We start from the raw sequence: 12,075 nt of genomic DNA on the forward strand, positions 1-12,075 counted from the left end.
CCGCCGCCGCCCCAGCCGCCGGAGTGGCGTTGCCCGCCGCCGCGGTTGCCACCCCCGAGGATCAGGCCGCCGAGGATCACCGACCACGGGTCGATGCCACCAGCGCGGTTCCCGCCCCCGTAGCCGCCGGAGCCGCCCCAGGAGCTGAGGTCGTTCTGGGCCTCGGTGAGCGCCTGCTCGCCGAGCTGCTCAGCGCGGGTGAGCAGGCCCATCGCGACACTGGGGTCGTCCTGACTCTTCTGCTGCGCCTCGTCGAAGACGCGCAGGGCTTCGGAGATCCGGGTGCGGGCACCACTGCTGACGGCGCCACGCCGGGCGGTGATCGTCTCGTTGATGCTCTGCAGCCGGGCACCGACGCGCGAGACACGCTCGGTGAAGTTCTCGCGCATCTTGCCCAGGTGCGCATCGGCATCGCGCATCGGCTGCAGCAGGGTGTCGAGGTCGTGCTCAGCGGCGTCCAGATCGGCGAGCGCTCGGAGCGGGTCACCGGAGGTCCGGGCGGACTGTGCCTGCTCGATCACCGCGCGGGCGCGCTGCGCTGCCTGCGCGATGACGGGCTCCCGGGGAGCTAGCCGCTCGACGTCGCGCAGGTCGCTGCTGATCGAGCCGATCCGCTTGCTCAGCTCCTCCGCAGAGTTGGCCAGCTCGGCGTCCGCACGGCCGATCTGGTCGAGCAGGGTGGCCGACTGGCCGATCGCCTCCTCGGCGGCGCGCGCGGCCGCTACCGCGGAGGCGCGATCGTCGCGCTGGAGCGACTGCTCGCCGGCGCGGATGAAGCCCTCTGCGGAGGTCAGCAGACCGGTGGCCTGGGCGTGGTGCTCCTGCACGGTCCGCAGCGCCTGCGCCGGGTGGCGCGCCGCCAGGCCCTGCAGCTCCTGGGCGGCGACCGGCAACCGCTGCTGCGTCTCGGCCAACCGGGTTGCGAGCTCCTTGAGAAATTCTGGCGCCCGGTCCTGCAGCGAGCGCAGCGTCGCGAACTCCTGGGTGTGCTCATCGAGGGTCCGACGCGAGTTGCCGGTGAGCTCCAGGATGCGCGCGAGCATCTCGCGTTCGACGTCCTCGGGCTCCGGACGGTCGTCATCCAGCTGCTGACGCAGCGAGAAGGCTTCCTTAGCGGCCGTGTTGGCCTGCTCCAGCACGGCGCGGAACTGCTCGGTGCGTTGGGTGCCGAACTGCGCCTCGGCGAAGCCCAGCTCCTCCCCGGCGGAGCGCAGTGCGTTGTCCATGCCGACGAGCGCTTCTGAGGCCTGGTGCTGCAGGTCCTGCAGGCTGATGCCCTGCGCCGCCGGCGGCACGGTCGCGCCGGACTTCTTACGACGCTTCTTGCTGGCCATCGCGTTGATCACTCCACTGCCGGCCACCAACAGGACCGGAGCGACGAAGATCAAAGCGGAAAAACCCGTCCCGAAGCCGCGGTTGGAGTCCGTCCACACAGGGCCAGGATCGGAGGCGTCGCCGCCGAGCGCGCCGCCGGACCCGGAGCCACCTGAGGTGCTCTCTCTGCTGAATCCTTCGACGGCGCCGCTGATGGCACCGGCCCAGTCTTCGGCGCCGAGGGCAGGCTCGATGTCTTGGAGCTGCACCGCCTGGAGCTGGGCCTGTTCGAAGGTGCTCCCGACATCTCCCAGGCCATATTGCCGCTGGTCGACCGCGACCGCGAGGAGCAGGTCACCGGTGCCCATCCCGGACTGCTGGGAGGTCAACTGCGCCCAGGTCGGGCCGTCGACCGTGCTGCCGGCGTTGGTGAACTCGTCGACGTAGGCGACGAAGAGCTGCAGCCCGGTCTCCTTCTGGAGGTCGTCGATCTCCTGCTGCGCCTGGTCCTCTTCGGCCGCGGTCAGCACGTCGGCTGGGTCGTAGATAGAGCCCTGGAGGTTGAGCGGTTCCTCCGCGAACGCCGGTGCGGACGCGACCATCGGGCCAAGCGCGACCCCCACCGCGAGCGCCGCCGCATACCTCCACGAGCGACCCTGAAGCCGAGCGCTGCTGGTCATCACGTCTGCAATCCTCCCTGAACCTCATCCCGGTCGTCCACCGCAACGCCGAGGCATGAGGGCTGGACTGGCACCCAGCATGGCATGGTGCGCTCACACCGACGGTCGGGGGCAGCGGTCCGGTCGCGTCCACGGTCGGGTCGCGCGCCTAGACTTGCTCCCCGCCCCTTCCGCCGGCCAAGGACTCCTCCATTGCCTCTCTCTCCCATCGTCGACCTGCTGTGCGCCGACCCCGCCACCGCGCGGGTGCTCGACGCTGCCCGCGAGGGGGAGTCCGCGGTCGATGTCTCGATCGCCGCAGGTGCACACCCGGCGCTCGTTGCTGCGCTCGCCGGCGCCCCGACCAAAGCCGCCATCGTCCTGGCCGTCACGGCCACCGGGCGGGAAGCTGACGACCTGATGGCTGCCCTCGGCGAGTTGTTGCCGGACGGCGGCGCGAGCGTGGTCGGCTTCCCGAGCTGGGAGACGTTGCCGCACGAGCGGCTCAGCCCTCGCTCCGACACGGTCGGCCAGCGGCTCGCGACCCTTCGGCGGCTGGCGCACCCGGACGACTCCGATCCGCAGGCTGGGCCGGTCAAGGTGGTCGTCGCCTCCGTCCGGGCCCTGCTGCAGCCGATCGTCAAGGGTCTGGCGGAGCTGCAGCCGGTGCGTGTCCGCGCGGGCGAGGAGCACCAGTTGCCGGACATCGTCGAGGCGCTCGTCGGGGCCGCCTACTCGCGCACCGACATGGTCGAACGCCGTGGTGAGTTCGCGGTCCGGGGCGGCATCCTTGACGTCTTCCCACCCACCGAGGAATACCCCGTCCGGATCGAGTTCTGGGGAGACACCGTCGAGGAGGTGCGCTGGTTCAAGGTCGCCGACCAGCGGTCGCTGGAGATCGCTGACCACGGCCTGTATGCCCCGCCGTGCCGAGAGGTGCTCCTCACCGACGAGGTGCGCGAGCGCGCTCGCGACCTCGTCGGCACGTTGCCCGGAGCGGCAGAGCTGCTCGGGAAGATCGCCGAAGGCATCGCTGCCGAGGGTATGGAGTCGCTGGCGCCCGTCCTCGTCAACGGGATGGAGACGCTGGTCGACGTGCTGCCCCGCGGCTCGCGGATCGTGGTGCTCGGCCCCGAGCGCGTGCGCACTCGCGCGCACGACCTGGAGGCCACCTCCGAGGAGTTCCTCCAGGCCAGTTGGGCCGCCGCCGCCTCCACCAACGCCACGGTGCCGATCGATCTGCAGAACGTCCTCGGCACCGCCTCCTCGTGGTCGCTCGCTGACATGCGCGACCATGCTCTGACCACCGGTCGACCCTGGTGGTCGCTCACCTCCTTCCTGGCCGACGCCGAGTTGGTGGAGGCCGCGTCGCACCAGCCCGTGCCGCGCGCGACCGGTGGTCTCCAGGCGCACGAGGCAGGCAGCGGCGACGACGACACCATCCTCACCCTGGTCGTCCCGAGTGCTCCCGTGGAGGCCTTCCGTAGCGACAGCGAGGCCGTGGTCCGCGCCATCCGCACCTGGCGTGACGAAGGGCGCCGGGTGCTGGTCAGCCCCGACGGGCCAGGCGTGGCACGCCGGGTCGCCGAGATCTTGGGCGAGCACGACATACCTCACCAGCTGGTCATCCCGCTCACGTCCGCGACCGACGTGCGCGCCGACGTCGTGACCGTCACCACCGGAGTGGTGGGGTACGGCTTCGCGCTTACCAGTCCGGAGAGCGCGTTCGTCCTGGTGGGGGAGACCGATCTCACCGGTCAGCGCACCACCGGGGGCTCGACGCGGGACATGCGCAAGATGCCCTCGCGACGCCGTCAGCAGGTCGACCCTCTCGCGCTGCGTCCGGGCGACTACGTTGTGCACGAGCAGCACGGTGTCGGCAAGTTCGTCGAGATGGCCCAGCGCACCGTCCAGGGCGCCACCCGGGAGTACGTCGTCCTGGAGTACGCCTCGTCCAAGCCTCGTGGGCACGGCATACCTGACCGTCTGTTTCTGCCCACCGACCAGCTCGACCAGCTCACCAAGTACGTCGGTGGCGAGGCGCCCAGCCTCAACCGGCTTGGCGGCTCCGACTGGGGCAAGACCAAGGCGCGGGCCCGCAAGCACGTCAAGGAGATCGCCGCTGAGCTGATCCGCCTCTACTCGGCGCGGATGGCGACCACCGGCCACGCCTACGGACCGGACTCGCCGTGGCAGCGCGAGCTCGAGGACGCCTTCGCCTTCGTCGAGACGCCCGACCAGCTCTCCTCGATCGACGAGGTCAAGGCGGATATGGAGAAGTCGGTCCCGATGGACCGGCTCATCTGCGGCGACGTGGGCTACGGCAAGACCGAGATCGCGGTCCGCGCCGCCTTCAAGGCGATCCAGGAGGGCAAGCAGGTCGCGATCCTGGTGCCGACGACCCTGCTGGTCCAGCAGCACTTCCAGACGTTCTCCGAGCGCTATGCGCAGTTCCCGGTGACCGTGCGGCCGCTCTCCCGCTTCCAGAGCGACAAGGAGGCCAAGGCGACGATCGCCGGCCTGGCGGACGGATCCGTGGACATGGTCATCGGCACCCATCGGATCTTCGGCTCCACCGTGCGGTTTAAGGACCTTGGCCTGGTCGTGATCGACGAGGAGCAGCGCTTCGGCGTCGAGCACAAGGAGCAGCTCAAGGCGCTGCGGACCAACGTCGACGTGCTCGCGATGTCGGCGACCCCGATCCCGCGGACCCTGGAGATGGCGGTGACCGGGATCCGGGAGATGTCGACGCTGGCGACGCCGCCGGAGGAGCGCCACCCCGTGCTGACCTTCGTCGGCGGCTACGACGAGCGACAGATCGGTGCCGCGATCCGTCGCGAGCTGCTTCGCGAGGGGCAGGTCTTTTATGTGCACAACAAGGTCAGCTCGATCGACCGGGCCGCTGCCCGGCTGCGTGACCTGGTGCCCGAGGCTCGGATCGAGGTCGCCCACGGCAGGATGGGCGAGCACCGGCTTGAGCAGGTGGTCCTTGACTTCTGGGACCGCCGCTTCGACGTGCTGGTCTGCACCACGATCGTGGAAACGGGCCTGGACATCTCTAACGCCAACACCCTCATCGTTGAGCGAGCCGACCAGCTCGGCCTCTCCCAGCTGCATCAGCTGCGCGGCCGGGTCGGTCGCGGGCGAGACCGCGCCTACGCCTACTTCCTCTATCCCCCCGAGAAGCCGCTGACCGAGACCGCCGTCGACCGGCTGCAGACGATCGCCGCCAACACCGACCTCGGTGCGGGCATGGCGGTCGCGATGAAGGACCTGGAGATCCGTGGCGCCGGCAACCTTCTGGGCGGGGAGCAGTCCGGCCATATCGAGGGTGTCGGCTTCGACCTCTACGTGCGGATGGTCGGCGAGGCGGTGGCGTCCTTCAAGGGTGAGGTCGAGGTGGGGCCGGCTGAGGTCAAGATCGAGCTGCCCGTGGACGCGCACCTGCCGCACGACTATGTCCCCGGGGAGCGGCTGCGGCTGGAGGCATACCGCAAGCTGGCCCAGGTCAAGGACCTGGAGGAGCTGGAGGCGATCCGGGAGGAGCTGGTCGACCGGTATGGCGAGCCGCCACCGCCCGCGCAGGCACTCCTGCAGGTCGCGGCACTGCGCACCGTGGCGCGCGAGGCCGGGATCGCCGACATCGGGGTGCAGGGTCAGCAGGTCCGGTTTGCGCCCGTCGAGGACCTGCGCGAGAGCCAGCAGTTGCGCCTTAACCGGCTCTATCCGGGCGCCAACATCAAGGCCGCGCTGCGCCAGATCTTGGTGCCGATGCCCAAGACCGGGCGCATCGGCGGCAAGCCGCTGCGCGACAAGGAGATCCTGGACTGGGCAGCGCAGCTGATCCACGCGGTGCTCCTGGACGACATCGCCGCTGCCGCGACCCGCCAGCAGGGCGAGGGCCGTCCAGGCTGACTGGCTGGGACCGGGTCGAGACCACTCTGGCGACCAGCGGCGCCACCCGTGCGGTGCTTGGTCTCGCGCCGTGCGCGCGTGCGATGATGGGCCGCGTGAAGAGCCAGCGTCTGTTGACCGTCCTGACCCTGTCGGCCACCCTGGTCCTCTCCGGCTGTGGAGGGCCCGGCTCGGACCCTGCCGTCACTGTCGACGGCACCTCCTACTCGGTCGCCGAGGTTCAGCAAGCCACCCAGCAGATCAACGAGGTGGTGCTCAGCCAGCAGGTCGCTGCTGGCGCGCCCGAGCAGGAACCCAACACCCCCCAGGACCTCATCTCTGACCTCGCCCTGCTGCCGGTGATCGAGGAGATCGTGGACGGCTCCCCGATAGAGATCAGTCAGACGCAGATCCGCGACATCCTCAACCGCAACGGCGTCGCGGACCCCGGCCCTGCCACCATCGACGCCGCGCTGTCGCGTCAGTACCGTCAGGTGTTCAGCGACCCGGCCACCCTCCAGGACCCGGCGATGGCCGACGTGATGGCCAAGCTGCAGGCCCTCACCGCCGACCGGGTGGCCGCGATCGACGTCGAGGTCAACCCGCGTTACGGCGCCTGGGACTACCAGAGCGGGCAGGTCAACCTCGGGAAGCCGTCGTGGATCGACAGCGCAGACCAGGACAGCTGAGCCTGCTCCTGAGCAGCCCGCGGGTGGCGCCGGGCCTGCTCTCCTCCTCCGCATGGGCGGCGCTGGGGGAGGCGCGTGCCGTCGTTGCCGCTGACCCCACCGCGGCCCAGGCCCGCGCGATCGCGGCAGCCGGGCTGCAGGTGCTGGCCGTGCCCCCTGCGGCACTGCACAGCCCGCAGGGCCTCGCTGAGCACTTGCTCGGCCTCGTTGCCGGCGTTGCCAGCGGCGCGGGCACCAACGACGGGACCATCGACGGCTCCAAGGACGGGACCATCGTCTGGATCGGCTCGCCGGACGGTGACCCCGGGCTGGCGGAGGCCCTCGCGGTCTCCCTCCCAGAGGAGGATCCGCCCATCCTCGAGCTTCTCGTCGGCTCCTGGGACACCCCGGGAGCCCGGCTGCTCGACGCTGTCTCCGTCATGGACCGGCTGCGATCACCCGGAGGCTGCCCCTGGGACGCGGAGCAGACCCACGCTAGTCTGACGCCCTACCTGATCGAGGAGGCCTACGAGGCCGCCGAGGTGCTTGACCAGCTCGACGGCCCGGACGCAGACCGCGATGACGCGGCGGACGAGCTCGGTGACGTGCTGCTCCAGGTGCTCTTCCACGCACGGGTCGCCGCGGAGCATGAGGAGGACCCCTTCGACATCGATGACGTGGCGGCGGGGCTCGTCGCCAAGCTCGTGCGCCGTCACCCGCACGTCTTCGCTGGCGGGGATGCGGCCACGCCCCAGGCCGTCGAGGCCAACTGGGAGCTGATCAAGGCCGAGGAGAAGCCGGATCGGCAGCACCCGCTCGACGGGATCCCGGTGGGTATGCCGGAGCTCGCGCGGGCGAGGAAGGTCGCCTCCCGGCTGCGGCGGGCGGGGCAGGTCGAGTGGCTGCGCGAGTGGGTCGAGGCTCGCGTGGCGCAGCGTGACCCCGGTGCCCTTCTCCTGGAGGCCGTCCTGGACCTGCACGACGGCGACGTCGACGCCTCCGCCGCGTTGCGGCATACCCTCCGGTCCTTGACGGAGGACGCCCGCGAGCTGGGCTGAGGTCTGCACTCTCGTGGGTGCTGACGGATAGGGTCGGGGCAGGACAGCGAAAATCTGTCCGCAGACCTTGCATTGATCCGAGCGCAGAAGGAGAACCCATGGCCTCTATTGACGCCATCATCGCCCGCGAGATCCTCGACTCCCGAGGCAACCCCACCGTCGAGGTCGAGGTCGGCCTGGACGACGGCACCGTCGCCCGCGCGGCCGTCCCTTCCGGTGCCTCCACCGGGGCCTTCGAGGCCGCCGAGCGCCGTGACGGAGACATGGGTCGTTATCTCGGCAAGGGCGTGGAGCAGGCCGTCGCTGCCGTCATGGACGACCTCGAGCCGCGCCTGCTGGGGTTTGACGCCTCCGAGCAGCGACTCGTGGACGCGGAGATGATCGCCGCGGACGGCACCGACAACAAGTCGGAGATCGGTGCCAACGCGATCCTCGGCGTCTCGCTCGCGGTCGCGAAGGCCGCAGCGGACTCGGCCGGGCTGCCGCTGTTCCGCTATGTCGGCGGCCCCAACGCGCACGTCCTGCCTGTCCCGATGATGAACATCCTCAACGGTGGCTCGCACGCCGACTCCAACGTCGACATCCAGGAATTCATGATTGCCCCGATCGGTGCGGGCTCCTTCCAGGAGGCGCTGCGCTGGGGCACCGAGGTCTATCACGCACTCAAGGACGTGCTCAGGGAGCGCGGACTGGCGACCGGTCTGGGTGACGAGGGCGGTTTCGCGCCCAGCCTCGACTCCAACCGTGCGGCCCTCGACCTCATCGTCGAGGCCATCGGCAAGGCGGGGTATACCCCGGGCAGCGACATCGCGCTCGCGCTCGACGTCGCGGCCTCGGAGTTCCACGAGGATGGCTCCTACACCTTCGAGGGTGGGACCAAGTCGGTGGACGAGATGATCGACTACTACGCCGAGTTGATCGACGCCTTCCCATTGGTCTCCATCGAGGACCCGCTCGACGAAGAAGACTGGGAGGGATGGGTCAAGATCACGCAGCGCCTGGGCGACCGGGTTCAGATCGTGGGCGACGACCTGTTCGTCACCAACCCCGAGCGTCTGCAGCGCGGGATCGATGAGAAGGCCGCCAACTCCTTGCTCGTCAAGGTCAACCAGATCGGCACGCTCACCGAGACTCTGGACGCCGTCTCACTCGCCCAGGCCAACGGTTTCCGTTGCATGATGTCGCACCGCTCGGGCGAGACCGAGGACGTCACCATCGCCGACCTCGCGGTCGCGACCAACTGCGGCCAGATCAAGACGGGTGCGCCCGCGCGCTCAGAGCGGGTCGCGAAATACAACCAGTTGTTGCGCATCGAGGAGGAGCTGGACGACGCGGCGGTCTACGCCGGCGCCGGTGCCTTCCCGCGTTTCCGCGGCTGAGCCGAGCGGTCGGCGCGCCCCCAGGCCGAGGCGCCGGGCACGCCATACCCTAGGTGGGTCCCATCATGCGACCCAGGAGCAACATGAGCACCAACAAGCCTCGTGCCGCGCGAACTTCTGCGACCCGTGGCGCTGGGCGGTCGGTGGGCGCGCGCCGGGTCGGCGCTCGACCGGGCGTGCGCTCGATGACCGGTGCTGCCTCCACGGTGCGGCATGCACCGGCCCACGTCCGACGCCTGCTCATGCTCGTGGCGCTTGTCGTAGTGATGGGGCTGATCCTGGCGCCGGTCCTCTCCGGCTATCTGGGGCAGCGAGCGCAGATCAGCGCGGCTGCCGACCAGATCGAGGCCGAGCGTTCTCAGATCGCCGACCTCGAGTCCGAGCTGGCCAGATGGGACAACCCCGCCTATGTGGAGCAGCAGGCCCGGCAGCGGTTGCGGTTTGTCAAGGAGGGTGAGATCGCCTTCGCGGTCATCGACGACTCCGGCACGGACTACACTGAGTCGCTCCCTGGCATGGCACCGGTTAGTGACGAAGTCCTTGCGGACAGTCCGTGGTACGGCCAAGTCTGGGAGTCGGTGAACATCGCCAACGAGGGTCTCCCAGAGACCAAGGAGCCATGAGCAACCCCGACCGCAGCATCCTGGAGGGCACTCCTAATGAGGAGGACCTCCGCGTCATCGGACGACAGTTGGGCCGACCGGCCCGCGGTGTCGTCTCTATCGCCCACCGTTGCCCGTGCGGATGCCCCACCGTGGTCCGCACCGAGCCTCGACTGCCGGACGGGACGCCGTTCCCGACCAGTTTCTACGCCACCTGCCCGCGCCTGACGGCCGCCATCTCCACCCTGGAAAGTTCTGGGCTGATGAAGGAGATGACCCAGCGGCTGGGTGAGGACGAGGCCTTGAACTGGGCCTACTCGCAGGCGCATGACGACTATCTGCGACGCCGCGAAGAACTCGCGCATGTCCCGGAGATCGCCGGCATCAGCGCGGGTGGGATGCCCAACCGCGTGAAATGCCTGCATGTGCTCGTCGCGCATGCGCTCGCCGCCGGTCCCGGCGTCAATCCCTTTGGGGACGAAGCAATTGAGGCCCTCCCTCAGTGGTGGGAGAACGGCTGCTGCGGCGCGCTCGACTCAGACCAGGACGAGGTCAGCCCGGCGGCGGATACCTGCCCTCGGCACCACCCGCTCGAGCAGGTGGGGGCCACCGAAGGAGAGCCGCGAGAGCGTGTGGACTGGCCCGTCGACGGCCCGCATGAAGCGGACGTCGTCCTCGTCGCTAACCGGAGGGCACGGGAGAAGCGAGCCGGAGGCGCGTGGGCATGAGGCGGGTCGGTGCGATCGACTGTGGCACCAACTCCATCCGGCTCCTGATCGCGGACGTCGCCGCTGACGCCAGCGCCCTGACCCCGGTCACGCGGCAGATGCAGATCGTCCGGCTCGGTGAGGGCATCGACGTCACCGGGCGGATCACCGATGAGGCGATGCAGCGCACGCTGGCGGCGGCGGAGGGGTATGCCGCGCTCTGTCGACGCGAGGGATGCGAGCAGGTCCGCTTCGTGGCCACCTCGGCGTCGCGCGACGCGGCCAACGCGGAGGACTTCGTCGCGGGCGTGCGGGGCGCCTTCGCCGACTTCGACGTGCATCCGGAGGTCATCTCGGGCGCGGAGGAGGCCCAGTTGTCTTTCGCGGGGGCTACCGGCAGGTTGCGCGCTGACGATGCCGAGCCGCCCTTCCTGGTCGTCGACATCGGCGGTGGATCCACCGAGTTCGTCCGCGGCACCACGGAGGTGGAGGCGTCCGCGTCCGTCGACATCGGGTGTGTCCGGATGCACGAACGCCACCTGCACGATGATCCGCCGACCGAGGACCAGGTCTGGGCCGCGCTCTCCGACATCGTGCGCGCGATCGAGGAAGTGGCGCAGACTGTGGATCTGAGCGACATCGGCACGGTGGTCGGTCTGGCGGGATCAGTCACGACCGTGACGGCGCACGCCCTCGCGCTCGGCTCCTACGACCCGACCAAGATCCATGGCGCTGAGCTCGCGGTCGAGGAGGTTATCGCCGCGTGCACCGACCTGCTGCTGATGCCGCAGTCGCGTCTGCGTGAGCTCCCCTTCATGCATCCGGGCCGCATCGACGTGATCGGTGCTGGCGCGCTCATCTGGCGCACGGTGGTCCAGCGCGTCGCCCACGACTCAGGGCTGACTCAGGTGCGCGCCTCAGAGACCGACATCTTGGACGGCATCGCGCTCTCCCTCGCGGACTAGGGTCCCGGTATGGCGCGCCTCGACCCTCATCCCGTCACCGGGCAGCTCTTCCCCAGCCCCGTTCCACCCGGCACCGGCTGGCCGGGGGATCCTGCGGAGGCGCTGACCCGCACCGCACGCTCGGCCGCGGGGGTGCGCAGGGGGGCGGCGGGAGCCAAGGACTTTGCCGAGCTCGATGCACGAAGCACTGTCTGCCGCGCCTGCCCTCGACTGGTCAGCTGGCGAGAGAGCGTGGCGACGACGGGGCGACGTGCCTCTTTCGCGGACGAGCCTTATTGGGGCCGGCCCATCCACGGCTTCGGCGAGGCAGGCTCGCCCGTGCTCATCGTGGGCCTGGCCCCCGCGGCTAACGGGGCCAACCGCACCGGTCGGATCTTCACCGGTGACCGGTCCGGCGACTGGATCTATGCGGCGCTCTACCGCGCCGGCTATGCAAACCAGCCGCAGAGCGTCCACGCGGGAGACGGTCTGGCGGTGCAGGGCGTGCGGATCATCTCGGCAGTCCGGTGCGCCCCACCGGACAACAAGCCGACGACGGAGGAGAAGGCGACCTGCGCGCCGTGGCTGCAGCGCGACCTGCAGCTGGCTGCACCGACCCTCCGGTCGATCCTGGCACTGGGGGGCATCGGCTGGGCGGCCACGCTGCGAGCCGTCGCAGCCCTGGGCTGGAGCGTGCCGCGGCCGCAGCCGAAGTTTGGGCACGGAGCCCTCGCCGAGCTCACCACCGACAAGGGCCGGGTCGTGCAGCTGCACGGCTGCTACCACGTGAGCCAGCAGAACACCTTCACCGGAAGGTTGACCGAGGAGATGCTCGACGAGGTCATCGCCC

The 12,075-nt window shown here is 69.8% G+C and carries 9 protein-coding genes; 8 read left to right on the top strand and 1 reads right to left on the bottom strand.

Translation table 11 applies throughout. The features are described 5' to 3' along the window. On the bottom strand, nt 1–1,994 hold a 1,994-nt coding region (locus tag Q4P07_RS12470; protein WP_303375242.1), incomplete at its 3' end, for a YgcG family protein. Nucleotides 1,995–2,186: 192 nt separating this feature from the next. Between Q4P07_RS12470 and mfd the strand changes: the two genes are divergently transcribed. The 8 genes from mfd to Q4P07_RS12510 all read left to right on the top strand — a co-directional run. Further along, complete coding sequence (gene mfd, locus Q4P07_RS12475; RefSeq protein WP_303375243.1) at nt 2,187–5,888, top strand: transcription-repair coupling factor; 3,702 nt, start codon at nt 2,187–2,189, stop codon at nt 5,886–5,888. Between the two features lie 95 nt (nt 5,889–5,983). Beyond that, a complete protein-coding gene (locus tag Q4P07_RS12480; protein ID WP_303375244.1) occupies nt 5,984–6,556 on the top strand; it encodes a hypothetical protein in 573 nt (190 codons plus the stop codon). Then, a complete protein-coding gene (locus tag Q4P07_RS12485) occupies nt 6,526–7,593 on the top strand; it encodes a MazG family protein (protein WP_303375245.1) in 1,068 nt (355 codons plus the stop codon). Before Q4P07_RS12480 ends, Q4P07_RS12485 begins: the two co-directional genes overlap by 31 nt. Nucleotides 7,594–7,691: 98 nt before the next feature. Beyond that, nucleotides 7,692–8,972: a phosphopyruvate hydratase gene (eno, locus tag Q4P07_RS12490; protein WP_303375246.1), complete on the top strand. Its 1,281-nt coding sequence runs from the start codon at nt 7,692–7,694 to the stop codon at nt 8,970–8,972. An 83-nt stretch (nt 8,973–9,055) separates the two neighbouring features. Further along, nucleotides 9,056–9,595 carry a septum formation initiator family protein gene (locus Q4P07_RS12495; RefSeq protein ID WP_303375247.1) on the top strand — a complete coding sequence of 180 codons (540 nt, stop codon included), beginning with the start codon at nt 9,056–9,058 and terminating at the stop codon, nt 9,593–9,595. After that, nucleotides 9,592–10,302 (top strand): DUF501 domain-containing protein, encoded by a 711-nt coding sequence (locus Q4P07_RS12500; RefSeq protein WP_303375248.1) that lies wholly within the window; start codon nt 9,592–9,594, stop codon nt 10,300–10,302. The genes Q4P07_RS12495 and Q4P07_RS12500 overlap by 4 nt, the downstream gene beginning before the upstream one ends. Beyond that, nucleotides 10,299–11,246: a Ppx/GppA phosphatase family protein gene (locus Q4P07_RS12505; RefSeq protein ID WP_303375249.1), complete on the top strand. Its 948-nt coding sequence runs from the start codon at nt 10,299–10,301 to the stop codon at nt 11,244–11,246. The genes Q4P07_RS12500 and Q4P07_RS12505 overlap by 4 nt, the downstream gene beginning before the upstream one ends. Nucleotides 11,247–11,255: 9 nt before the next feature. Further along, on the top strand, nt 11,256–12,075 hold an 820-nt coding region (locus Q4P07_RS12510; protein ID WP_303375250.1), incomplete at its 3' end, for a uracil-DNA glycosylase.

This window comes from Ornithinimicrobium sp. (assembly GCF_030537745.1).
GTDB lineage: Bacteria > Actinomycetota > Actinomycetes > Actinomycetales > Dermatophilaceae > Ornithinicoccus.

Coding starts and splice junctions, on each gene's coding strand:
- eno (WP_303375246.1), top strand. CDS start 7,692: ATGGCCTCTATTGACGCCATCATCGCCCGCGAGATCCTCGACTCCCGA.
- Q4P07_RS12495 (WP_303375247.1), top strand. CDS start 9,056: ATGAGCACCAACAAGCCTCGTGCCGCGCGAACTTCTGCGACCCGTGGC.
- Q4P07_RS12500 (WP_303375248.1), top strand. CDS start 9,592: ATGAGCAACCCCGACCGCAGCATCCTGGAGGGCACTCCTAATGAGGAG.
- Q4P07_RS12505 (WP_303375249.1), top strand. CDS start 10,299: ATGAGGCGGGTCGGTGCGATCGACTGTGGCACCAACTCCATCCGGCTC.